The sequence below is a fragment of the Neisseria flavescens genome (assembly GCF_005221285.1).
GTDB classification, from domain to species: domain Bacteria; phylum Pseudomonadota; class Gammaproteobacteria; order Burkholderiales; family Neisseriaceae; genus Neisseria; species Neisseria flavescens.
The window spans coordinates 1,054,139-1,079,172 of sequence record NZ_CP039886.1; the positions used below are offsets into that span (position 1 = coordinate 1,054,139).

The 25,034-nt window shown below is 49.2% G+C and carries 21 protein-coding genes; 11 read left to right on the top strand and 10 right to left on the bottom strand.

Annotation, left to right across the window (positions count from 1 at the left end):
- Nucleotides 1–99 precede the first annotated feature (99 nt).
- The 6 genes from FAH67_RS05465 to gatC all read right to left on the bottom strand — a co-directional run bounded on the left by FAH67_RS05465 (nucleotide 100) and on the right by gatC (nucleotide 6,145).
- A complete protein-coding gene (locus FAH67_RS05465) occupies nucleotides 100–1,104 on the bottom strand; it encodes an FAD-binding oxidoreductase (protein WP_039863616.1) in 1,005 nt (334 codons plus the stop codon).
- 80 nt (nucleotides 1,105–1,184) lie between these two features.
- A complete protein-coding gene (gene gatB, locus FAH67_RS05470) occupies nucleotides 1,185–2,615 on the bottom strand; it encodes an Asp-tRNA(Asn)/Glu-tRNA(Gln) amidotransferase subunit GatB (protein WP_004464219.1) in 1,431 nt (476 codons plus the stop codon).
- 100 nt (nucleotides 2,616–2,715) lie between these two features.
- The gene (locus FAH67_RS05475; protein ID WP_004464221.1) at nucleotides 2,716–3,336 is read right to left on the bottom strand and encodes a trimeric intracellular cation channel family protein; all 621 of its coding nucleotides are present in this window, start codon (nucleotides 3,334–3,336) and stop codon (nucleotides 2,716–2,718) included.
- 28 nt (nucleotides 3,337–3,364) lie between these two features.
- Nucleotides 3,365–4,240, bottom strand: a complete 876-nt coding sequence (locus FAH67_RS05480) for a VirK/YbjX family protein (RefSeq protein ID WP_004464223.1) — start codon at nucleotides 4,238–4,240, stop codon at nucleotides 3,365–3,367.
- A gap of 15 nt (nucleotides 4,241–4,255) precedes the next feature.
- Nucleotides 4,256–5,704, bottom strand: coding sequence for an Asp-tRNA(Asn)/Glu-tRNA(Gln) amidotransferase subunit GatA (gene gatA / locus FAH67_RS05485; RefSeq protein ID WP_004464224.1), 1,449 nt, complete (start codon nucleotides 5,702–5,704; stop codon nucleotides 4,256–4,258).
- Nucleotides 5,705–5,854: 150 nt separating this feature from the next.
- Entirely contained in the window at nucleotides 5,855–6,145 is a 291-nt protein-coding gene (gatC, locus tag FAH67_RS05490; RefSeq protein WP_003685110.1) for an Asp-tRNA(Asn)/Glu-tRNA(Gln) amidotransferase subunit GatC, read from the bottom strand.
- 224 nt (nucleotides 6,146–6,369) lie between these two features.
- On the opposite strand from gatC, the gene FAH67_RS05495 reads away from it, so the two are divergent.
- The 7 genes from FAH67_RS05495 (at nucleotide 6,370) to FAH67_RS05525 (ending at nucleotide 14,047) form a co-directional block, all read left to right on the top strand.
- The gene (locus FAH67_RS05495) at nucleotides 6,370–7,407 is read left to right on the top strand and encodes a rod shape-determining protein (protein ID WP_004464229.1); all 1,038 of its coding nucleotides are present in this window, start codon (nucleotides 6,370–6,372) and stop codon (nucleotides 7,405–7,407) included.
- An 11-nt stretch (nucleotides 7,408–7,418) separates the two neighbouring features.
- Nucleotides 7,419–8,261 (top strand): rod shape-determining protein MreC, encoded by an 843-nt coding sequence (mreC, locus tag FAH67_RS05500; RefSeq protein WP_039863617.1) that lies wholly within the window; start codon nucleotides 7,419–7,421, stop codon nucleotides 8,259–8,261.
- Between the two features lie 4 nt (nucleotides 8,262–8,265).
- Nucleotides 8,266–8,766, top strand: a complete 501-nt coding sequence (gene mreD / locus FAH67_RS05505; RefSeq protein ID WP_004464233.1) for a rod shape-determining protein MreD — start codon at nucleotides 8,266–8,268, stop codon at nucleotides 8,764–8,766.
- A gap of 4 nt (nucleotides 8,767–8,770) precedes the next feature.
- Nucleotides 8,771–10,819: a penicillin-binding protein 2 gene (gene mrdA, locus FAH67_RS05510; protein WP_004464236.1), complete on the top strand. Its 2,049-nt coding sequence runs from the start codon at nucleotides 8,771–8,773 to the stop codon at nucleotides 10,817–10,819.
- A complete protein-coding gene (gene rodA, locus FAH67_RS05515; RefSeq protein ID WP_004464238.1) occupies nucleotides 10,812–11,963 on the top strand; it encodes a rod shape-determining protein RodA in 1,152 nt (383 codons plus the stop codon). Before mrdA ends, rodA begins: the two co-directional genes overlap by 8 nt.
- 1 nt (nucleotide 11,964) lies before the next feature.
- Complete coding sequence (locus FAH67_RS05520) at nucleotides 11,965–12,624, top strand: MarC family protein (protein ID WP_004464239.1); 660 nt, start codon at nucleotides 11,965–11,967, stop codon at nucleotides 12,622–12,624.
- Between the two features lie 79 nt (nucleotides 12,625–12,703).
- Entirely contained in the window at nucleotides 12,704–14,047 is a 1,344-nt protein-coding gene (locus FAH67_RS05525; RefSeq protein ID WP_112890809.1) for an aldehyde dehydrogenase family protein, read from the top strand.
- A gap of 301 nt (nucleotides 14,048–14,348) precedes the next feature.
- On the opposite strand, the gene FAH67_RS05530 is transcribed toward FAH67_RS05525, so the two are convergent.
- From FAH67_RS05530 to mltG, 3 genes are all read right to left on the bottom strand, one after another.
- A complete protein-coding gene (locus tag FAH67_RS05530; RefSeq protein WP_004464247.1) occupies nucleotides 14,349–15,629 on the bottom strand; it encodes a malic enzyme-like NAD(P)-binding protein in 1,281 nt (426 codons plus the stop codon).
- 267 nt (nucleotides 15,630–15,896) lie between these two features.
- The gene (gene tmk / locus FAH67_RS05535; protein WP_004464249.1) at nucleotides 15,897–16,523 is read right to left on the bottom strand and encodes a dTMP kinase; all 627 of its coding nucleotides are present in this window, start codon (nucleotides 16,521–16,523) and stop codon (nucleotides 15,897–15,899) included.
- A gap of 67 nt (nucleotides 16,524–16,590) precedes the next feature.
- Nucleotides 16,591–17,586: an endolytic transglycosylase MltG gene (gene mltG / locus FAH67_RS05540; RefSeq protein WP_004464253.1), complete on the bottom strand. Its 996-nt coding sequence runs from the start codon at nucleotides 17,584–17,586 to the stop codon at nucleotides 16,591–16,593.
- Nucleotides 17,587–17,701: 115 nt separating this feature from the next.
- Here mltG and ampD point away from each other — a divergent pair, with 115 nt between their 5' ends.
- From ampD to galU, 4 genes are all read left to right on the top strand, one after another.
- The gene (ampD, locus tag FAH67_RS05545; protein WP_039863618.1) at nucleotides 17,702–18,268 is read left to right on the top strand and encodes a 1,6-anhydro-N-acetylmuramyl-L-alanine amidase AmpD; all 567 of its coding nucleotides are present in this window, start codon (nucleotides 17,702–17,704) and stop codon (nucleotides 18,266–18,268) included.
- Nucleotides 18,269–18,445: 177 nt separating this feature from the next.
- Complete coding sequence (locus FAH67_RS05550; protein ID WP_004464255.1) at nucleotides 18,446–19,714, top strand: cell division protein ZipA C-terminal FtsZ-binding domain-containing protein; 1,269 nt, start codon at nucleotides 18,446–18,448, stop codon at nucleotides 19,712–19,714.
- Nucleotides 19,715–19,854: 140 nt separating this feature from the next.
- Nucleotides 19,855–22,323 (top strand): NAD-dependent DNA ligase LigA, encoded by a 2,469-nt coding sequence (gene ligA / locus FAH67_RS05555; RefSeq protein ID WP_004464257.1) that lies wholly within the window; start codon nucleotides 19,855–19,857, stop codon nucleotides 22,321–22,323.
- 127 nt (nucleotides 22,324–22,450) lie between these two features.
- Entirely contained in the window at nucleotides 22,451–23,314 is an 864-nt protein-coding gene (galU, locus tag FAH67_RS05560) for a UTP--glucose-1-phosphate uridylyltransferase GalU (protein WP_115287620.1), read from the top strand.
- Nucleotides 23,315–23,368: 54 nt separating this feature from the next.
- Here the strand turns inward: galU and FAH67_RS05565 are convergent, their stop codons facing one another.
- On the bottom strand, nucleotides 23,369–24,865 hold the full coding sequence (locus FAH67_RS05565; RefSeq protein WP_004464261.1) for a TrkH family potassium uptake protein: 1,497 nt from the start codon (nucleotides 24,863–24,865) through the stop codon (nucleotides 23,369–23,371).
- Nucleotides 24,866–25,034 lie beyond the last annotated feature (169 nt).

Here is a 25,034-nt window from a genome sequence, read left to right on the forward strand (position 1 = left end):
GAAAAAGAGTGTGCAAAACACACTCTTTCTCAAACAGATTGCCATCAAATTTTACTCTTAACACCTGCATTCAAACATATAAATCCTGTATAAACATCATTATGCCGGTGAAAAAGCATCACAGAAGAAGGCATCTTCCGGTAAAGCGCATTTTTGAGTCAGCAAACTTTGCGCACTCTCCGTCATGGCTAGTGACCCGCAAGCATAAACTTCATATTGGCTCAAATCAGGATAATTTTGTGCGGCAACGTTTTGCACATACCCATTCTCCCCTTTCCAATCGGAATCAGGCTTAGAAAGAACAGGCGAGAATTTCGCATTTTTCAGACGGCCTATTAATGTTTCTGCTTCTTCCAATGCGTACAAATCCTCCTGCTGACGTGCCCCCCAGTAGAAATGAACCGGACGTTCGCTATTCTGATGAATCAAATCAAGCAAGATACTGCGGATAGGTGCGTAACCTGTACCCGTTGCCAACAAAATAATCGGTTTATCGCTGTCCTTTTGCAAAGTAAACGTACCCAATGGACCTTTAACGCGGACAATACCTTTTTCTTTAACTTTCGGATCGGCACCAAAAATCATTTCTGAGCATACGCCGTTTTCACGTTTACGGATATGCAGCTCCAAAACGCCTTCTTGGTCAGGCGAATTGGCGATTGAATAGCTGCGGCTGATATTGCCGGGAAGCAGCAAATCAATATATTGTCCGGCATAAAATGCAAATGACGGCGCTTTAGGCAAAGCTAGTTTGAGCAAAGCAACATCGTGTTTGATTTCAATGTTTTCAATACGTGCCGGCAATGTGCGTACTGGTAAAGCATTTTGATTAAAACCCGGCACATTGATTTTGAGGTCGCTCTTCGCAGTAGTGCAGCACAATAACACTTTACCCTGCGCTTTTTCTTCTGCGCTGATGGCTTTATCGATATGCTTGCCCATTTCAAATTCGCCACTAATCAACTCGGCCTTACACTGCCCGCAAGCACCGCTTTTGCAAGAATGAGGCAAATTTAAATTTTGACGGGTTGCGGCAGCAAGAACAGTTTCGTCCTCATTCGTCGTAAATGTAGTTTGATCTGGTAAGGTAATAGTATGTGTCATGGTATTTAGAATAATTTTAGAATCAAAATAAAGGCCGTCTGAAAAATAAGACCTATTTTTCAGACGGCCTGTCCTATCTATCAAGCTAATTTAGCTTTAATCAGCTCTTGAACCTGAGCCGGATTGGCCTTGCCTTTGCTTGCTTTCATCACTTGACCGACAATCGCATTCAAGGCTTTCTCATTACCGGAACGGAATTGCTCAACGGCTTTCTCATTGTTTGCCAGCACTTCATCCACCATAGCTTCAATTGCGCCAGTATCGGTAATCTGTTGCAAACCATGTTTTTCGATGATTTCAGCAATACCTGCTTCAGGCTCAGCCCACATTGCTTCAAAAGCTTTTTTCGCCAGTTTGCTGCTTAATGTTCCATCTGCAACTTTAGCAACCAACTCGGCAAGACGTGAAGCCGTAATCGGGCTTTCAGCCAATTCCAAACCTTCTTTGTTCAAGGTAGCGGCAAGCTCGCCGTTCATCCAGTTCGCCGTCAATTTACCTTTGCCGCAGGCTTTGGCTGCTTCTTCAAAATAGGCAGCTTGAACGCGGCTGGCAGTCAACAGGCGCGCATCATAGTCAGACACGCCGTAATCGGCAACAAAACGCGCCGCCATTTCATGTGGCAATTCAGGCATTTGCTCTTTGGCTTTTTGCAATTGGCCGTCTGAAATAATGACCGGCAGCAAATCCGGGTCAGGGAAATAGCGGTAATCGTGCGCATCTTCTTTCAAACGCATCACACGGGTTTCACCTTTTTCAGGGTCAAACAACATGGTTGCCTGCTGTACTTTACCGCCGTCTTCCAAGATTTCGATTTGCGCTTCCACTTCATAATTGATGGCTTGTTCCAAGAAGCGGAAAGAGTTGAGGTTTTTAATTTCACGACGTGTACCGAACTCGGCCTGGCCTTTTGGACGTACAGAAACGTTGGCATCAACGCGGAACGAGCCTTCCGCCATATTACCGTCACAAATATCGAGCCAAGTCACCAAACCGTGCAACGCTTTAGCGTATGCCACGGCTTCGGCAGCGGAACGCATTTCAGGCTCGGAGACAACTTCCAACAAAGGCGTACCGGCACGGTTCAAGTCGATACCGGTGGCACCGTTCAAACCCTCGTGCACGGATTTACCCGCATCTTCTTCCATGTGTGCACGGGTAACATTGATGGTTTTAACCTCATCGCCCACTACGATTTCCAGCTTGCCGTGTTCAACAATCGGCAAATCCAACTGGCTGATTTGATAGCCTTTTGGCAAATCAGGATAAAAATAGTTTTTACGGTCGAACACGTTTTTCTGATTGATTTTCGCATCCAAAGCCAAACCGAGTTTGATGGCTTTTTCGACGACTTCGCGGTTCATTACCGGCAATACGCCCGGCAACGCACACTCAACCACGCTGGCGTGGGCATTAGGCTCGGCACCGAATGCAGTGGATGCGCCGCTGAAGATTTTGGATTGGGTGTTGAGTTGGACGTGGATTTCCAGTCCGATTACGGTTTCCCAAGTCATAAGGGTCTTTCTGTCGAAAAAAAGTTAATCGGTTAAATGAGTGATTCGTTTTTCAGACGGCCTGAATAAAAAACCATAACAGGCCGTCTGTAAGATAAGTTTATTTCCTGCGGCGTTGGAAACCGGGCAGTTGCCAATGGAAACGGTATGCAGTCAGGCGAAACAACAATCCGCCGGCAAAGAGCAGGTTTAACGTAAAAATATTAATCCAGCCCAAATGCCCGAACAGATAAATCAGCCCGCCAATCAAAATGGCTACGCTGCCGTAAAGGTCGGTGCGCAAAATCATCGGCACATCATTGACCAAAATATCGCGTGCAATACCGCCGCCAACGGCAGTCACAAAAGCCAAAGAAATAACGCCGAACAGATTGAGATGCAAAGCCATACCGATTTGTGCGCCGGTAATGCTGAACGCTGCCAAACCGATGGCATCGGCAATAATAAAAGCAGCGGCCAAATAGGTGCTGCGATAACGTTGCACTCTTATCAACCATGCAATAGCAAGCGTAGCAAACACAACAATCAACGCATCGGTTTGCAAAAACACTTGCGGAATCCGACCGACCAAACCATCGCGTATCATGCCGCCGCCGACAGCCGTCAGTAACGCAGTAATGACGACACCGAGTACATCCAACCGCTTGTTGTAGCCGACCAAATAGCCGGAAATGGCAAACGCGGCTGTCCCAATGATTTGAATGAAGTCGGTTGTATTCATATATATGTTTTATTCATCAGATGATAGTTTATTTTATAGGCGCTAAACCATTTCTTATTTGCTCTTCTATTTCATCTAACATCTGATAACGCTTACGATACATGGATCGTTTTTTGCTTTCAATTTCCTCAAAATCTTTACGCACCGGCTCTTTTGGAAGATGCCATAATCCATCAACACCCTTTTGAGCACCATGCTCCTGCCAAAATTGGTCATAGTTCATTTTGACACGTTTCTTCAAGCGCCAACGTAGCTTAACTTGTCTATCTTGTGTGATACCAATCACACCATCCAGCTCTAATGCAATAGCAAAATATTGCAATGCATGCACCATCAATTGCTGAGGACGCAATCCATGTAGCTTCTTAGTTAAACCCCGTACGGTATCTTTCGCCTCTTCTCCTGCCGGCCCCTGAAGAGAGGCTGCAAGCAGCATATTATTTACAAAGGCGAATGTTGTCATATACAGACGTCTTCCATTGCTTTCTCGTAAAGAAAGAGACCACATTCCCTCATCGACGCAATTGTCATTTCGGTTAAGCCAAATCTCAAGGCCGTCTGAAGGTTTTGCCAAAACAATATGAAAGGAACGGGTTTTCATACCCATTACTCTTTCTTTTCCAAACAGCTTTTCTGCAGCCTCAAAATCTGACTGCATAATTTTTAACCTATCATGACCACTAAATTTCTTATCAACAAACTCATGTATCAAAGGATAGGCATCTTGGGGCATTTGACTAAAAAAACTTTGGCATATTTCCGAAGCATTTACAAACTGCTCAAATGCCTTAATTTCTTTACGATACCACAATGTCCGCAATATAAATTTTAAATGTTGCGTTTTAAACTTTGGTGCATTCTGATAAACAGTTTTAAATCCCGGAAAAGAAAACTTTTCAGGCATATAGACTCCCTACCCTTATTCCGGCGCTTTAGTGTGCCAATCGCTGTTCAGTTGAACTTGATGTGCGGCACCCAAAATTTTGGCTTCGGAGAAATAGTTGCCGATAAATTGCACACCAATCGGCAGGCCGTTTGCGCCAAAACCGGCAGGCAGAGTCAGTGCAGGCAAACCGGCAAGGTTCACGGCGATGGTGTAAATATCGGACAAGTACATTTGCACAGGGTCGTGAATGTTGCTGCCGAGTTTAGGCGCGGCAGTCGGCGCAGTCGGCGCCAAAATGAAATCACATTGACCAAAGGCCGTCTGAAAATCATTGGCAACCAGACGGCGCAGTTTTTGCGCTTTCAGGTAATACGCATCATAGTAACCATGGCTCAATACATAAGTACCAATCATGATACGGCGTTTAACCTCGCTGCCGAAACCTTCGGCACGGGTGTTGCTGTACATTTCTTCCAAATCGCTGAATTGCGCTGCACGATGGCCATAACGTACGCCGTCGAAACGGGACAGGTTGGTACTTGCTTCCGCAGAGGCGAGAACGTAATAAGCGGGAATCGACAATGATGTTTGCGGCAGGGAAACTTCAACAGTCTCTGCGCCTTGTGCTTTGAGCAAATCGATAACGCTTTGCAAGGCCGTCTGAACATCGGCATCCGCGCCTTCGCCAAAATACTCTTTAGGTAAACCGATTTTCAAACCTTTAAGCGGCTTGTCCAAATCACGGGTGTATTCTTCTTTGTCGCGCTCCAAACTGGTGGAATCGCGCTCGTCAAAGCTGGCCATGGCATTCAACAAAATCGCACAGTCTTCGGCCGTTTGCGCCATAGGGCCGGCTTGGTCAAAGCTGGAAGCATAGGCAACCATACCGAAGCGTGAAACCGTACCATAAGTCGGCTTGATGCCGGTAATACCGCAATGCGACGCAGGCTGACGGATAGAACCGCCGGTATCCGAACCCAACGCAGCCGGTGCCAAACGCGCCGCAATCACTGCAGCCGAACCGCCTGACGAACCACCGGGAACATGTTCAAGATTCCACGGGTTTTTGATTGCGCCGTAGAACGAAGTCTCATTGGTCGAACCCATGGCAAATTCGTCCATATTGGTACGGCCAAGAGTGACCATGCCGGCATCCAACAGGTTTTGCACCACAGTGGCAGTATAAGGAGAAACAAAGTTATCCAACATTTTGGAGCTGCATGCACTGCGCCAACCTGTTTGGCAGAAAATATCTTTGTAAGCAACCGGCACACCGGTCAAAGCCGTTGCATTACCGGCCGCGATACGCGCATCGGCTGCTTTGGCCTCAGCAAGGGTCTTATCTTGATCGATGGTAACGTAGCCGTTGATAGCAGGATTTTTCGCAGCAATAGCGGCCAAATATTCGGTCGCCAATTCGACTGCGGAAATTTGTTTGGATTGCAGCAGGCTGCTGGCTTGTTTGAGCGTGTAAGCGGTCATTGTGCCGTACTTTCTATAAAACAGTTTTTGCTTTCAAAACAGATATTGAAAACATCCGTTTAAATCAATAAATCGAGCCGTCTGAACAGAATATCCTTTCAGACGGCCTTGCAATAGGGGCTTGCCGATAAGCAAAGGCCGTCTGAAACCTTATTCTTCAATCACTTGAGGAACGATATACAGGCGGTTGCGCACTTCGGGGGCAACAGCCTGATATTCTGCAGCGTGATCGGTTTCAGTCACTTTATCTTCGCGCAGGCGCAAAGCGGCTTCGTGCGGATGCGCCATGGGTTCGATGCCGTCGGTATTGACGCTTTGCATGTTTTCAACCATGGCGAAAATGTCGTTCAACTCGGCAAGCGTTTTGTTTTTTTCTTCGTCCGTTAAAGTGAGGCGCGAGAGTTTTGCGATTTTTTCCACATCATTTAAGCTTAAAGCCATAAAAAATCCTTGTCTGATAGCAATGCCTCTTTGGTTTGGGGTATCATTGCTTTTCGTCTTCTATGAAGCGAAGAATTATAACCGAAAACCAAACAGGTTGGCATGGTGTTTTGATTCAGACGGCCTTTTAAGGGCGCATTTATCCGTCTAAAACCGTGTACCTGTTTTTCTTATTTTAAATACTGCTTAAAGCATCCGGGCTGGGCCGGAATTTCAGGTATCCTATGTTTCGTCTTTTATCCCGTTTCCTCTCCAATGATATTGCCATCGACTTGGGCACGGCCAACACGCTGATTTTTGTACGCGGCAAAGGGATTGTTTTGGATGAGCCGTCCATGGTTGCGATTCAATCCGGCGCAGGCAATAAAAGTAAAATTATGGCGGTGGGCACGGAAGCCAAAAAAATGCAGGGCCGTGCGCCGCGCAATATTGAAATCATCCGCCCGATGAGAGACGGTGTAATTGCTGATTTTGTGATTACCGAGCGTATGCTGGGTATGTTGATTAAAAAAGCCACCGAAGGACGGTCTTTGGTTCCGCCTCGTGTGGTTATCTGTGTTCCGGGCGGCTCTACCCAAGTGGAACGTAAAGCAATTTTGGATTCTGCGTTTGCTGCCGGTGCGGCAAGCGTACATTTGATTGAAGAACCGATGGCCGCCGCTTTGGGCGCAGGCTTGCCGATTGAAGATGCGGCAGGTTCGATGATTGTCGATATTGGCGGCGGTACGACTGAAATCGGTATTCTTTCGCTGGGCGGCATGGCCTACTCTGCTTCTGTCCGCGCAGCCGGCGATGAATTCGATAAAAGCATCATCCATTACCTGCGCCGCCATCGTGGTGTCTTGATTGGCGAAGCTACGGCCGAAGAATTGAAGAAACAAATCGGCTCGGCCTCGGGCCTTGAAACCGAAACAGCCATGCGCATTAAGGGTCGAGATCTGGCCGAAGGTACGCCTAAATCCTTGGCGGTTACTTCAAATGAAATCCGTGAAGCATTGAGTGAAACGGTCAATCAAATCATCCGTGCCGTCCGTCTGGCTTTGGAACAGGCTCCGCCCGAACTGGCTGGCGACATCGCCGACCGCGGTATTATGCTGACCGGCGGCGGCGCGCTTCTGCACGGTATCGATACCGTCTTGGCCGATGCAACCGGCCTGCCCGTCGGTATTGCCGACCAGCCTCTGAACTGCGTTGCCTATGGTGCCGGCAAGGCTTTGGACTATATCGGCAAATGGGATACCGTATTCACGGAAAACCCATAAGGTAGATGGTTATGGAACGCTCTTCTTTGCGCTTTGACGAGGCAAAAGGCCCTAAGCTGTTGCCTCGTTTTGTCGTTTATATTGCTCTGGCTGCCGGTCTGATGGTGGCAGATTACCGCTTTTCATTGATGCAGCCTGTACGTGCGGCAGTCATACCCATGCTCTACCCTGCTCAATGGCTGGCGAATCAACCTGTTCAACTTTATCAATATTTTGCCGACCTCTCCCAGTCCAAATCCGAGCTTTTGGAACAAAACCGCCAGCTTATGGAAGAAAATGGCCGTCTGAAAATCGATTTGCAGCGGGATAAAGTCAATACCGATGAATTGCGCGAATTAAAAAAACTGTACGGTTTGCAACAAAAAGGCATTCACAACGTTATCGGTGCGGAAGTCATTTCCAATGGCAAAGATCCGCTTTCCGAAAGACTGATTATCAGCAAGGGCAGTCAAGACGGCTTGAAAGTTGGCGACACGGTCATCGATCAAAGCGGTTTGATCGGCCTGTTGACACAAGTTCACACACAAAGCGCGGAAATTGGGCTGATTTCAGGCGGACAAAGCATTGTCCCCATAGCCGTCAGCCGCACCGGCGAACGCAGCTTGGCATACGGCAATGGCAACGGTTTGGATTTGCGCTATTTTCCAACCGGCTCCGACTTGAAGCCCGGCGATATTCTGCTGACTTCCGGTTTGGATGGTACTTATCCTGCGGGGATTCCCGTTGCAACCGTCAGCAAGGTTGTCCGCGCATCAGGAACGCCTTATTACGATACGCAACTGACGCCTTTGGCCGCTTTACGCAGCAGCCGTTTTGTCTTAGTACTTTCTTCCGCCCCTTCTTCCCCACGCTGATTTCATGAACGATTTTGACGATTCTTACCGTGCAGTACCGCTGCACATCATGGCGGCCAGTCTCATAGTGATGATGATACTGGACTTTATGCCGTTTTCCTTTGACGGATTCTTTTGGCTGCCTGAAATGACGGCACTGATGTTGCTGTATTGGACATTGCACCAACCGCAACGCGCAGGCATGGGACTGGCTTTTGCCATCGGCCTGATTGTCGATGCCGTAACCGCCGCGACTTTGGGCTTGCACGCCCTATCTTACGTCGTGATGACTTATTTCATCTTAAACCGCCGCCGCCAAATCATGCTTTACGGCCACATTATGCAATTAGCCGCTGTATTGGTTGCGCTGCTTCTCAATCAGGCCGTCTTAACTGTTGCCCGTTTGTTCCTCAATCATCAGGTTATCACTTTGCAAGGCTTTGTTGCCCCGTTTGTCGGCGCATTGCTTTGGCCGATACTCAGCCAGCTGATGTTGATTGTGACCCGTATTTACCGCTCCCACTGAAAAGATGAAACCGATTCTTCCACACCGTCTTTCCAGTGGTCAACATACCAAAAAACCTTCTGCTCAGGCAGCACAAGCCGACGCCCTATTGCGCCTGCTCGTTGCTTTTATCCTGATCGTCATCTTCTTTTCCATCTTGCTGGCGCGGTTCTTCTACCTGCAAGTGACTCAACACAACGAGTTTTCCGGTCAGGCATCGAGCAACCGCATTACCCTGATTCCAACGCCGCCCGTACGAGGCGAAATCGTCGATATCAACGGCGTTCCTTTGGCCAAAAACTATCCTATCTTTTCGCTCGAAGTTATTCCCAGCCGCATTGAAGGCAAAATGGAAGATGTCATTGAAGCATTGAAAAAATATGTTGATATTACGCCGACAGATTTAAAACGCTTCAAAAAATACCGCGAAAGCTATCGAAAATTTGAAAATATTCCGCTCAAACTCAGACTAACCGATGAAGAGGCCGCCCGTTTGTCCGTACATCTGCGCGAATTCAAAGGCGTAGAGGTCAATTCACGCACATTCCGCGAATATCCTTACGGCAAACTGACTTCCCATTTCTTAGGCTATATCGGCCGTATTAGCGACAAAGACAAAGAAATGCTGGAAGAAGAAGGCCTGACCGCCCTCTACCGCGGCAGTACGCATATCGGCAAATCCGGTTTGGAAAAATATTACGAACACCAGCTTCATGGTGTTCCAGGCTATCAGGAAGTCGAAAAAGACGCTTACGGCAATATCGTCCGCGTATTGAAAAATGTCCCGTCAAAAATGGGGCAAACCTTGCGCCTAGGCATGGATATCCGTATGCAGCAGGAAGCCGACCGCATTTTAGGCGACCGCCGTGGCGCATTGGTGGCCATTAATCCACAAGATGGTACCGTTTTGGCATTTGTTTCCAAGCCTTCTTTCGATCCCAACCTCTTTATTGCCGGCATCGACAGCGACACTTGGAAAATGCTGAATGACGATTGGAAAAAGCCTTTGATCAACCGCGTTACCCAAGGCCTTTATCCACCAGGTTCTACATTCAAACCCTTTATGGGTATGGCCTTGTTGGAAAGCGGCAAAATCACTCAGAACACCATCGTCCCCGCACCCGGCGCATGGAACATACCCGGCAGCCGCCATATTTTCCGCGACTCTGTCCGCAGCGGTCACGGCTCTGCCAACTTGAGTAAAGCCATCCAAGTATCTTCAGATACCTTCTTTTACCGCTTGGGTTACGAAATGGGTATCGATAAAGCCTCTCCGTATCTGGCGCAATTCGGTTTCGGCCAAAAAACCGGCATTGACCTGCCCAGCGAATACGCAGGCGTTTTGCCCAGCCGCGAATGGAAAGCCAAACGCTTTGCCAAATCTTCCGACCCTACCACCAAAGAATGGCGTGCCGGCGAAATGGTTTCTGTCAGCATCGGCCAAGGCTATAACGCCTACACACCTTTGCAAATGGCACATGCGACAGCTTCTCTTGCCAATGACGGTGTCGTCCATCAGCCGCATTTGGTCAAAGAAGTATTGGACTTCGGCGCACGCAAAATTACCCGCATCAACCCCAATCCCGAGCGTCAAATTCCATTCAAAGCCGACAACTTCGAATACGTCAAACGTGCAATGGAAAAGGTATTGAAACCGGGCGGTACGGCACACCGTATCGGTGGCGGACTTGCTTATACAATGGGCGGTAAAACCGGTACGGCCCAAGTCGTACAAATCAAACAGGGTGGCCGTTACAATGCCGCAGCCCTGCGCGAACAACACCGCGACCACGCATGGTTTATCTCGTTTGCGCCATTGGAAAAACCTGAAATCGCGATTGCCGTGATTTTGGAAAACGGCGGTTGGGGTGCGTATGCCGCGCCATTGGCCCGTGAAATGACTGATTTTTATATGCTTCACGTCAAGCCGCAACAGTTTTCAGACGGCCTTGAGGCAGACTCGGCCAAAACTGAAACAACGGACAAGCATCAGCCTATTACCAGCATTTTCCAATCTGCCTACGGACTGACTCCGACAAGCCCTGCCTCACAGCCGGAGGTTCATCATGAATAACACATCAGCGTGGAAAAATTTCAAATCCACCATTGCAGCCCCGATTGACCCTTGGCTGTTTTTTGCCATGCTCGCCATCTACATCATGAGCCTGTTCCTGCTCTATTCTGCAGACGGGCAAGAGTTCGGCCAATTGGAAAATAAAACCATCCATACCGTTTTGGGCTTTGCCCTGTTATGGATTATCGCCGTATTCAAGCCGCAAACGGCTGCCAAAGTTGCCCTGCCTGTTTACATTGTCGGCGTATTACTGCTGATTGGCGTTGAAGTCGCCGGCGTTACCGTCAACGGTTCGACCCGTTGGCTGAGTCTCGGCTTTACCCGTATCCAACCTTCCGAAATCATGAAAATCGGCATTCCCATGACTGTCGCGTGGTATTTCCAACGCTATGAAGGCCGTCTGAAATGGATACATTATATTGTCGCCCTCGTGCTGATTCTTGTTCCTGTCGCCCTGATTTTGAAGCAACCCGATCTCGGTACAGCAGCATTGATTATGGCTTCGGGTATTTTTGTCATCTTCTTTGCCGGATTGCCTTGGAAAGCTATTTTTGCCGCTATTATTGCCTTTGTGGCCGCCTTACCGCTCTTGTGGAACTACGGCATGCACGACTATCAGAAAACCCGCGTCCTCACCCTGCTCGACCCAACCAAAGATCCGTTAGGTGCAGGCTACCACATCATCCAATCCATGATTGCCATCGGCTCGGGCGGCGTATGGGGTAAAGGCTGGCTCAACGGTACGCAAACCCATTTGGACTATATTCCCGAAGCAACGACTGACTTTATTTTCGCAGTATTCGGCGAAGAGTTCGGCCTGATTGGCAATATACTTTTGCTGCTGGTTTACCTTATCATTCTGGCACGCGGATTGTGGATTGCCGCGCAAGCGCAATCCCTTTACAGTCGTACTTTGGCAGGCGCGTTGACCATGACCTTTTTCTGCTACGCTTTTGTAAACATGGGCATGGTCAGCGGTATTTTGCCCGTCGTAGGCGTCCCCCTCCCCTTGGTCAGCTACGGCGGTACGGCTACGCTTTCCATCATGGTGGTGCTCGCCCTGTTAATGGGTATTGCCAATGAACACAAAAACCTCCGCCTCCGTAATGCGGATAACGATGACCTAACTGAAAGCGAGGAATAATATGGAACTGGGTGTAGAAATCGGCAAGCTGCTCGTGGCATTGCTCGTGCTGATTAATCCTTTCAGCGCACTCTCGATTTATCTTGACCTGACACAAGACCACAGCACCAAAGAAAAACGCAGAATCGCGCGTACTGCCGCATTGGCTGTTTTCATCGTGATTGTCGTCTTTGCACTGGGCGGCAGTATCTTATTGAAAGTACTCGGTATCAGCGTTGGTTCTTTCCAAGTCGGCGGCGGCATTCTGGTTTTGCTGATTGCCATCTCCTTAATGAACGGCAACGACAACCCGGCCAAACCCAAAATTGATCCCCATTCAGAAGAACATCAAAGTGCGCAACAAGTCCGCCGCAATGAAAAAGCCATTGCCGTCGTACCCATTGCCATTCCGATTACCATCGGCCCCGGCGGCATCTCCACTGTCATCATTTACTCCTCTGCCGCCAAAAATTACAGCGATATTGCCCTGATTATCATCTCCGGCTTTTTGGTCAGCCTGATTTGCTATTTCATTTTGGTTGTGGCCGGACGCATCAGCAAACGCTTGGGCACTACCGGCCTGACCATCCTCAACCGTATCATGGGCATGATGCTTGCCGCCATTTCCGTAGAAATTATTGTTGCCGGCTTAAAATCCATTTTCCCCCAACTGGTCGCTTGAAGTACAATCATCACAATAAAAGGCCGTCTGAAACATTTTCAGACGGCCTCATAAAAACATAAAAACAAAGGAGCCAACTATGTTTCACAGCACCCACGTTTTCACCGGAGAAACCATTTACCGCCGACCGGCGCAAAGCTATACCGAGTTCACCGACGAATTGAACCGCCTCCAAACCCTTCAACAAACCTTCGCCCAATCAAGCATTACCAAGCGCACCGCCCTCTTACAGCAATTTGCCGACAGCCTTACCCAAAACCAAGAACGCCTTGCCGAAATGGTTTGCGAAGAAGTCGGACGCTGCCTACACGAATGCCGTGCCGAAATCAGCAAGTCCATCGAGCTTATCCGCTACTACGTCCGCCTTGCCCCCGAACTGCTTGCCCATAAAACCATCGCTACCCAAGCCAGCCTCAGCCAAGTCCGCTTTGAGCCTTTGGGCGTTGTTTTGGCGATCATGCCCTGGAACTATCCTGTTTGGCAGATTTTACGATTTGCCATCCCAGCCCTGTGCGCCGGCAATGCCTGCGCGGTCAAACCTGCGCCCAGTGTCGCCCGCGTCAGCGAAACCCTCTTCGATCTTGTCCCCAAAGGTTTGCCGCTTATCGGCGCATGGTTAAGCCATGAAGACACGCTTCAAGCCATTGAAGATACCGATGCCATGGCATTTACCGGTTCGACCCATACCGGCCGCCTGCTGGCCGCCCATGCAGGCAAACATCTGAAAAAAAACGTCCTTGAACTGGGCGGCAGCAATCCGTTTATCATCCTGCCCGACGCCGATCTGCAACGCGCAGCCATCGATGCCTGCTATTCGCGCTTTCGCGATGCCGGACAATCCTGTAATGCCGCCAAACGCATCATTGTTACCCAAGATATTGCCGAACAGTTTATCCCGCTCTTCCTTACCGAGTGCGCCAAACTGCAAACCGGCAATCCCAAAGACCCGAACACCACCCTTGCCCCGCTTCACCGCCAAGACCTGCGTCAAACCGTACATGAGCAGGTTCAAGATGCGGTTGCACATGGCGCGCAATGTTTGAGTGGCGGCTATATTCCTGAGGGAGAAAGCTGGTTTTACCCTGCCACGGTATTGGATCAAGTCAACCCCAACTGCCGCGTTTGGCACGAAGAAGTCTTCGGCCCGGTTGCCATGATCTTACGCGCCGACAATCCGGATCACGCCGTCGCACTTGCCAACGACACACCTTTCGGCCTCGGCGCCTGCATCTACACAGCGGATACAGCAAACGCATGGCAATACGCCGAAAGAATCCAAGCAGGCTCTGTCTTTATCAACCGCCACACCAGCAGCGACCTGCGCCTCCCCTTTGGCGGTGTAAAAGCTTCCGGCTATGGACGCGAGCTGTCAGAATTCGGGCTGTACGAGTTCGTCAACGTCAAAACCTATTGGCAAAAATAAACCGTTTCATTAACTCAGGCCGTCTGAAAACCCGATTTCAGACGGCCTGATGTTGTTTAAAAAAGCTGAAAAAAATATTGTATTCAATCCCATACAAACCCTGCAAAGTCAAAGCAGCTCAAAAATAAGAAACCTATCTTAGAAAACAATCCATATTCCCACGTCGATTTTGAATCAGCAGATTATCGTATTCTTCATTCCGATTGCTGCATTAAGCCGTTTCTAAAATACTCAATAAACAAAAAGGCCGTCTGAAATACAACTTTCAGACGGCCTTTTCAATCAAGCACAAATTACTGAATTACAGTTTCCATTCAGCCAATTTAGCAGCGTACGCATCCAAGTCAGCGATTGGACGGGTAGCCACACCGCTTTCCATCGCTGCCTTGGCGGCAGCCGCAGCAACGCGAGGCAGCAGGCGGGAGTCGAACGGGGTCGGAATCAGGTATTCCGCGCCGAATTCGAATTTTTTACCGTAAGCGGCAACCACTTCTTCAGTTACTTCTTCCATCGCCAAATCTGCCAAAGCGTACACGCAGGCGCGTTTCATTTCTTCGTTGATGGTGGTCGCGCCGACATCCAACGCACCGCGGAAGATGAACGGGAAGCACAATACGTTGTTCACTTGGTTCGGGAAGTCGGAACGGCCGGTGCCGATGACCACGTCCGGACGGGTTTCTTTCGCCAGCGGCGGCAGAATTTCCGGATTCGGGTTTGCCATAGCGAACACGATTGGTTTTTCGTTCATGGTGTTCAGCATTTCAGGAGTCAGTAGGTTTGCACCGGACAAGCCCAAGAAGATGTCTTTGCCTTTGACGGCATCAGCAAGCACGCGTTGACCGTTGTCTTCGATGGCGTAGAACTGTTTGGACTCGTCCATACGGTCTTTGTCTTCGCGGGTTTTGTAAATCACGCCTTTAGAGTCGCAGACGGTTACGTTTTCACGTTTCAGGCCCAAATCCAGCAATTGGTTCAAGCAAGCAATCGCTGCGGCACCTGCGCCGGAGCACACCAAAGTCGCTTCTTCAATTTTGCGGCCGGTATAACGCAAAGCGTTCAATACAGCGGCAGCAGTAATGATGGCAGTACCGTGTTGATCGTCGTGGAATACGGGGATTTTGCAACGTTTGCGCAATTCGCGTTCGATGTAGAAGCACTCAGGCGCTTTGATGTCTTCGAGGTTGATGCCGCCGAAAGTCGGTTCCAAAGAAGCGATGATGTCTACCAATTTTTGCGGGTCTTTTTCATCGATTTCGATATCGAATACGTCAACACCGGCGAATTTTTTGAACAATACGCCTTTGCCTTCCATTACAGGTTTACCGGCCAATGCGCCGATGTTGCCCAAACCCAACACTGCGGTACCGTTGGAAATCACAGCAACCAAATTGCCTTTGGCAGTGTATTTGTAGGCAGTTTGAGGATCGGCATGGATTTCCATACAAGGAGCGGCTACGCCCGGAGAGTACGCCAACGCCAAGTCTTTAGAAGTTGCCAAAGATTTGGTTGGGGTAACGGAGATTTTGCCCGGCACGGGGAATTCGTGAAACTGCAGGGCGGCTTCTTTTAATGAATTTTCCATTTATCGATCCTGTTTGCGAGAGAGAGAGATTTTACTGCGAACAAGTCTGAAACAGGCTGCTTCAGACGTTTAAAATTTCTAAAGTCGGGTTGTTAACAGACCGGCTTTGTAAGAGGCCGTAATTTTATCATGTTCTTTTTGTGGCGCATACCGATATTTATTACATTTGTTTTGATGTTTCGTTTTATTTGGTTTTATGTCTAAAAACTTCTGTAATAATATTTCTTCGCCACACTACCCTTCTTTCAGACGGCATTTTATTTAAACTTAAACATTCAATTCAAAATGACTGTCTAGCACGGTTTCAATCTGATTTTTTACCGCGTCCAGACTTTGGCTGCTGTCGATGACGGCATAGCGTTCCGGCTGTTCGTTAGCACGTTGCAGATACACTTCGCGCACCCGATTGAAAAACTCGGCTTTTTCTTGTTCAAAGCGGTCTTTCTCACGCGTTTGGTTGACGCGCGCCATTGATACTTCCAAAGGCACATCCAACAGCAAAGTTAAATCTGGGCGGAAATCGCCCTGCACCCAATGCTCAAGCGTGGCGATATCTTGCAAGGGAACACCGCGTCCACCTCCTTGATAGGCAAACGTTGCATCGGTAAAGCGGTCGGAAACCACATGCGTGCCGTTTTTCAGGGCAGGCAGAATGACTGTTTCCAAGTGTTGCTGTCTGGCGGCAAACATCAGCAGGGTTTCGGTACGCAGGCTGACTTGGGTAGCAGGGTTGAGCAGGATTTCACGCAATGCTTCTCCGGCCGGAGTGCCTCCCGGTTCGCGCGTAAATAATACGGGCAGTTGGTGTTTCTCAAACCATGCTTTCATTACGGCGAGGTTGGTGGACTTGCCTGCGCCATCTATGCCGTCAAGGGTAATAAATCTGGGTTTCATATGGATATCATCAATTTAAAGGCCGTCTGAAACAGGGATTATAAATGTTTCAGACGGCCTATTCGGTTTATTTCTTCAAAATATATTTGCGTACGGCAGCATTGTGTTCAGAAAGATTGTGGCTGAACTCGCTCAAGCCCGTACCATCCATTTTAGAGACGAAATACAGATATTTTTCATCAGACGGATGGCCTGCTGCTTCAAGCGCGGCCTTGCCGGGAAGCGCAATCGGCGTCGGCGTCAAACCGCTGCGCGTATAGGTATTGTAAGGCGTATCGCGTTGCAGGTCGGCTTTGCGGATTCTGCCTTTATACGCATCGCCCATGCCATAGATGACGGTCGGGTCGGTTTGCAGGCGCATGCCGATATTCAGGCGGTTGATGAATACGGCGGCCACATGGGCGCGGTCGTCTTCATGTGCGGTTTCTTTTTCAATCAGACTTGCCATAATCAGCATTTCGTACGGATTTTTATAAGGCAGGCCGCTTTGACGGTCGTCCCATGCTTCTTGCAGGTTTTCCCGCATTTTACGGTAGGCGATTTTGTAAATTTGAAGATCGCTGCCACCGGCATCAATTTCGTAACTATCCGGGAAAAACTGTCCTTCAGGATTGCTGCTCAAAGCATCGGGCGCCACTTCAGCCATCAGTTTTTCATCGCTCCAACCGCGCGTGTCATGGGCAATGTCGGCAGTATTGTCGATAATGCGGCGCATTTGGGCAAAACGCGCGCCTTCCAAAATTTGCACGCTGACCGAGTCAGGACGGCCTTTTTTAATACGTTTTAAAATGTCCCAAGCCGATACTTTGGCAGACAGGCGATAAGAACCGGCATTGAGTTGGTTGTGTACGCCCATCACATATGCGGCGGCTACCAGCACATAACGGTTATAAACAATGCCGTCTTGAGCCAGTTTGCGGCTGACGGAAGAGATACCTTGGTTTTTGGTAATGGTAATACGGTATGGTTTGCTGTTGTCTTTCGGAACAAACAACAATGCGGCAACCACGGCGGCAAATGCCGTCAAAAATACGGCCAGCCATTTCAACATTTTTTTCAGCATGGTAGGATTCTTGGTTTGTGAACGTGTCGGGCGACAGTATAACCGAAAACAAGCGCACCAAGCCTGCCACCTTACCCAACGTATGTTTTCCTATCCCGAAAGGCCGTCTGAAACCATGAACTCCCCTTCAAAAAACATTTGGCAAAACGGCCGTTGGCTGAATGCACGCCAAACCCATTCGCCCAATTTCAGCCCGCGCGAACCGGATGAAGACATCTCATTGGTTGTTCTCCACAATATTTCCCTCCCTCCTTTTGAGTACAACACAGGTGCAGTGGAAAAATTGTTTACCAACCAAATCAACCCTGACGAGCACCCTTTCTTCAGCATCATCCACACCCTACGCGTTTCCAGCCATTTTTTCATCAGCCGTAAGGGTGAAACCGTCCAATTCGTTTCCTGCGACGACATGGCCTATCATGCCGGCATATCATCGTTTCAAGGCAGAGAAAAATGCAATGCCTTTTCCATCGGTATCGAATTGGAAGGCTGCGATTTCGAGCCTTTTACCGAAGCACAATACATCAGCCTGCAAGCCTTGCTGACCGCCATTTCCGAACATTACTCGATTCAGGCCGTTACCGGTCATCAGGACATCGCGCCGGACAGGAAAACCGATCCCGGACATTTCTTCGATTGGCCTCGCCTTCAAAAAGCAGGTTTCCCCATCCGGCGCGGATAACTTTCAGACGGCCTGAACGATGATTGGCAGACATAATGCTGTCACAACCGTTTATTTTCGTTATAATTCAGCTATTCATTCGGACGCATAAAGTCCGGCTCCAACGAACTTCCCACGCAGCAAGATTCCGCACCCTGAAAAAGACGGAATGCTGCCTTTTTAAAAAGTGATTACTCCATGATTTTCATTGTCTTAGCCCTCGCCATCCTTTTGGCGGTCATCGGTTACAACATGTACCAGGAAAACCAATACCGCAAACAAGTGCGCGAACAATTCGGCCATTCCGATAAAGATGCGCTTTTGACCAGCAAAACCAAGCACGTCCGCGACAGCAAAGAAACCGGCGGCCAAGGTTTGTTTATCAAGAAAAACAAAAAAACCGAAGAGGCATTGCGCAACCTGCAAGAGCAAGATGAAATCTACGCAGCAAAAGCCAAACTGGCTCACCCTGCCCAACTTAAAACCGATGTTGAGCTGACCGTTGAAGACGACTTCTCCGCAGAAGAAAAAGTCCAACACACTGTTATCGGTTTGAACAACGAAATTACCGTCAGCCCTGCCGAAGCCGCTTCCTCCTCAGTTGAAACTGCAGCCGAGCCTGTGGCACAAGTACCATTGATCAGCTTGGACGAATTGTCTCAAGTCGAGTTGCCTTGGTTTGACCCGCGCTTCGACTACATGGCCTACATCTCCCTGAAACAAGCCCAAGAATTGCACGCCCTGCCGCGCCTTTCCGGCACCCACCGCTTCCAAATCATCGGTTGCACCATGGACGACCATTTCCGTGTTGCCGAGCCGATTCCGGGCGTTTACTACCAAGGCTTCGTTATGGGTCTGCAGGCTGTCAGCCGCAATGGTTTGGCTGCGCGTGAAGAGCTGCAACACTTCGACCAACAGGTTGATGCTTTTGCCCAACTGATGGACGGCAAAGCTTTGCATACCGACTTGGACGCGTTCACCGAAGTCGCGCAAGCCCTCGACCAATTCTGTGCGCGTGTTGACCAAACCATCGCCATTCACTTGGTTTCCCACTCCAATATCAGCGGCGTAGAATTGCGTGCCTCCGTGGAAGATACAGGCTTCAAACTGGGCGAAGACGGCGCATTCCACTTCGGCGACAACAACAACCCTAAATTGTTCTCCATCCATACTTTGGACAACAAACCGTTTACCAACCCTCTGTTGGACAACCAAGCCTACCGCGGTTTCAGCATGCTTCTGGATATTCCGCATGTTCCTGCCGGCGAAAAAACTTTCGACAAATTCATGGACTTGGCAGTCAAACTTTCCGGCCAACTCAGCTTGGATTTGGTTAACGACCAAATGGAAGAAGTTTCTACCCAATGGCTCAAAGACGTACGCAACTACGTTTTGGCCCGTCAGGAAGAAATGCTCAAAGTCGGCATCAAACCCGGCAGCAAGCAAGCCCTGCGCCTGTTCTCTTAAACTTCCCCAATCAAAAAGCGGATATGCAATGACGGCATATCCGCTTTTTTTCAGGTAAAATCCCTTCATCTTCAATATTCATCGATTTTCAGACGGCCTCTCTATCATCAGGCCGTCTGAAAACTCTATTTCGATTACACATGAATCCGACCGCACAACGTATCCAATACCTGACCGATCTCCTCAACCGCTACGCCTACGAATACTATACCCTAGACGCGCCCAGCGTACCCGATGCCGAATACGACAAATTGTTCCGCGAGCTCGAGGCATTGGAGTTGAATCACCCTGAGTTGAAACTGCCCGACAGCCCAACCCAGCGCGTTGGTGGCGAGCCTTTGGCAGGCTTTAATGAAGTGCGTCATGAAATACCTATGTTGTCACTGACCAACGCCTTCTCGCCACAAGATGAAAACGGTGTGTTTGACCATACTGAAATGTACGCTTTTGATGAGCGCGTTCGTGGCGGATTAAACGGCGAAAAACCGGAATACGTTATCGAGCCTAAATTTGACGGTCTGGCCATCAGCCTGCTGTACCGCGACGGCGTATTGACTCAAGCGGCAACCCGTGGTGACGGCACAACAGGCGAAGACGTTACCCACAACGTCAAAACCGTATCCAACATCCCCCTGCGCCTGCATGGAGAAAATATTCCCGAGCTTATCGAAATACGCGGCGAAGTGCTGATGCTCAAAGCCGATTTCGCCGCCCTCAATAAAAAACAAGCTGAAAACGGGCAAAAACCCTTTGCGAATCCGCGCAATGCCGCCGCCGGTAGTTTGCGCCAACTTGATTCACGCATTACAGCACAGCGCAAACTGCATTTCTTCCCCTATTCCATCGCCCGACAACAAGGCGGTTTTATCGCGGAAGAACACCTGCAAGAGCTTAACTACTGTAAAGAGCTTGGCTTCAGCCTGCCTGATGGTAATTTCGGCTGTTTCAAAAATATCGACGAAGTATTGGCGTTTTACGAGCAAATGCAGCAAAAACGCCCTACTTTACCCTACGAAATCGACGGTATGGTGGTCAAAGTCAACAGTCTGGCACAACAAGAAAAACTGGGCTTCATCTCACGCGCGCCACGTTGGGCCATTGCCCACAAATTCCCTGCCGAAGAAGCATTGACCATTGTCGAAGCCATTGATGTACAAATCGGACGTACCGGCGCAGTAACTCCGGTTGCCCGCCTGCAACCTGTATTCGTCGGCGGCGTTACCGTTACCAACGCCACCCTGCACAATCAGGACGAAGTATCGCGCAAAGACGTGCGAGTTGGCGATACCGTTGTCGTGCGCCGCGCCGGAGACGTGATTCCCGAGGTGGTGCGCGTGATTTTTGAACGTCGCCCAATGCAGGAGACCAACATTTCCGTTTCAGACGGCCTGCAAGATGATTTGTTTGCCGAAACACCTTCTGAAACCCGATCCGAACCGCTTCACAAACCCTACCGTCTGCCCACCCATTGCCCTATCTGCCGCAGCGAAATCGAACGTGAAGAAGGCGAAGCGGTTGCCCGATGCAGCGGCGGTATGCTTTGCCAAGCACAACGCGTGCAAGGTTTAATCCACTTTGCCTCACGCAAAGCCATGGATATCGACGGACTTGGTCAAAAACAAATCGAGCAGCTGGTCGCACAAGATTTGGTTCGTCATTTCGCCGACCTCTACCGCCTCGATATTCCAACCCTGCAAAAAATGAAGGAAACAGCGGATAAAGCATCGATTAATGAGGAAGAACCGTCAAACAGTGAGATTGAAGACTTTGAAGGCGAGACCGGCAATACTCTGCTTGCCAAAAACAATAAAAAACAGCCGACCAAATGGGCGGAAAACATCCTCGCAGGCATAGAAGCCAGCAAAACGCCCGAACTTGCACGTTTCCTTTTTGCCCTCGGCATCCGTCACGTCGGCGAACGCACAGCCAAAACGTTGGCGCAGGCATTCGGTACGCTCGAACATGTCCGCCATGCACCCGAACCCATCCTCGCCTGCCTGCCCGATATCGGCACGGTGGTTGCCCGTTCCATCGCCCACTTTTTTGCCCAAGAAGCACAACAGGCGATGATAGACGAGCTGCTGGCTGTAGGTATTGCCCCGCAAAGCCAGGCTGTCACTATCCCGCCGTTGCGCCATGCCGAGCCGCAACGCTGGATTGCCCGCCTGCCTGATTTTAAAATCAGCGAAACCAAAGCGCTGGCCTTGTGGGAGCTTGCCGGACAAAGCATAGAAGGTTTGCAAACCGACAAAGCGTTGCCTGCCGATTGGCAGACATGGCGCAGTAAACCGCAAAACGCAGCCCTGCTTGAAAATATGAAAACTTTCTTTGCTCAAACACTGTCTAAGCTTCAAGATGAAACTATTTCAGACGGCATTAATGAGGCTATAGCAGGTAAAACCTTTGTATTAACAGGAACTTTACCCACGCTCAAACGCGACCAAGCCCAAGCCATGATTGAGGCTGCTGGCGGTAAAGTTTCCGGCAGCGTATCCAAAAAAACCGACTACGTTGTTGCCGGAGAAGCCGCAGGCAGTAAATTGGAAAAAGCCCAAGCTTTGGGCGTGGCTGTATTAACCGAAGAAGAATTACTGACGTTGCTGGGATAAGACGGTATCTATGACCAACCCTCCTTTTCAGACCGTCTGATACTTTATCATGTGGCATTATTGTTACATACGACTACATCTTTACACTTTTTGGGGTATAAACCCACAGTTAAAATAGGATGATAATATGAAACCCATTAAAAAATGCGTCTTCCCCGTTGCCGGTATGGGCACCCGTTTCTTGCCTGCGACCAAAGCCAGCCCCAAAGAAATGCTGCCTATCTTGGACAAACCTCTGATTCAATATGCAGTTGAAGAAGCGGTTGAAGCCGGTTGTACCGAAATGGTGTTTATCACCGGCCGTAACAAACGCAGTATCGAAGACCACTTCGACAAAGCATACGAGTTGGAAACCGAATTGGAATTGCGTCAAAAAGACAAACTGTTGGAGCATGTTCGCGATATCCTGCCTCCCAACATTACCTGCATGTACATCCGTCAAACTGAAGCATTGGGTTTGGGTCATGCCGTATTGTGCGCGCAGGCTGCCGTTGGTAACGAGCCTTTCGCCGTTATTTTGGCAGACGATTTGATTGACATTCCTAAAGGCGCGTTGAAACAGATGGTTGATGTGTACAACCAAAGCGGTAACAGCATTTTAGGCGTTGAAACCGTTGATCCTTCTCAAACAAGCTCTTATGGTATTGTCGAAGTTGAACAGCTGAAAAACTATCAACGTATCACCAACATCGTTGAAAAACCCAAACCGGAAGAAGCGCCTTCCAACCTTGCTGTTGTCGGCCGCTACATCCTGACTCCGCGTATTTTTGACTTGTTGACCAACCTGCCCCGAGGTGCCGGTAACGAAATCCAACTGACAGACGGTATTGCACGCCTGCTCGACCATGAGTTTGTGTTGGCTCACGCATTTGATGGCAAACGCTACGACTGCGGCAGCAAATTGGGTTACCTTGAAGCAACCGTGGCCTATGGTTTGAAACACCCTGAAACTGGCGAACAATTCAAAGAATTGCTCAAACAATACGCTTAGACCCAGCCATTATAAAAAGGCCGTCTGAAATTTCAGACGGCCTTTTTCTCACACTTATTTCTTCCAATATGCCGGAGTCAGCAAAATCAGAACGGTAAAAATCTCCAAACGTCCCAACAACATCACCGCCGTACACAGCCACGTCTGTACATCGCTCAGCGCGGCATAATTATGCGACGGACCAACTGCGCCTAAACCCGGCCCTGCATTGGTAATACAGGCAATGACTGCCGTAAAGGCGGATAAAAAGTCCAAGCCTGCCGCCATCAGTAAAAAGCTGAATACGATGACCGTCATAAAATAAATAAAGATGAACGACATGACGGTCAGCGCCATGCGATCCGGAATGGAGCGGTTGTTGACCTTTACCGTACGAACCGCACGAGGGTGCAACAAAATCAGCATTTCGCGCAAGCTGAATTTGAACAACACCAACGCCCGTACGTTTTTAATACCGCCACCCATAGAGCCTGAATTTGCCAATACGTTCGCCAGGAAAAACATCCACAATGACACAATCAGCGGCCATTGGGCAAAGTCAGCATTGGAGAAACCGCTTGCCAATCCGATGGACACAAAGTTGAAGCTGACAAAGCGCAAAGCTTCGCCAAGGCTTTGATAAACATCCTGCTGCCATAAATACAATGCCGAAATCAAAATACTGCCCGACAAAACCAGCAGCATGGAACGGCATTCTTCATCTTTCCAATACACCTGCAAAGAGCGGTTGCCCAGCGCAGTAAAGTGGCTGGCAAAATTGATACCGCTCCAGACGGTAAAAAACATCAACGTCCATTCAACTGCTACGGAATCAAAATAAGCAACGCTGTCATCATGTGTCGAAAAACCGCCCAAGGACACTGCCGCCATCGCATGACACAAGGCATCAAACCAGCCCATGCCGGCAATATGCAAGGATACAAAGGCGGCAGCAGTTGTCAGCGCATAGGCAAACCACAGCCGTTTGGCCACTTGCGAAATGCGGGGAGCCATCTTGCTTTCCTTATCCATACCCGGAATTTCCGCTTTGAAAAGCTGCGTCCCCCCCACGCCCAACATCGGCAAAATCGCCACAGCCAGCACGATAATACCCATACCGCCGAGCCAGTTGAGCATGTGCCGCCAAAAATTCACCGACGGTGCCAACGTATCCAAGCCGGAAATCACTGTTGCCCCCGTTGTCGTCAGCCCCGACATCGCTTCAAAAAACGCATCAGTGAAACTCATGGACGGCATATAGAAATAAATCGGCATCGCCGCCACGACGGCAAAGGCCAGCCACAGCATCAATACCAGGGTAAATCCGTCACGCGGCCGCAATTCACGGTTGAAACGCAAAGTCAACACCCAAGTAACGCACGACACCAACAATACCGTCAACGCCGTATAGGCAAACACGAAAAACGCGCTGTCGTGATAAAAATACGACATCAGTGTCGGCACGGCCAACAGCAGTGAAAACAACAGCCCCAGCTTGGACAATACATGGATAATCGGCATAACCTTGCTTACCGCACCACCCAATCTGAACCCCTTATACAAATACATCATATCCCTATCATCAGAAAACAAAATATTCAGACGGCCTCATGAAAAAAAGGCCGTCTGAAACAGCATATTTTATCAAAATGCCGCAACCCCGTGATAAAGAAAAACCAAAAAACACTTGCCTGCTCTTTTTCTAAGAGTATAATGTTATACCATAACACTCACTGGAGAA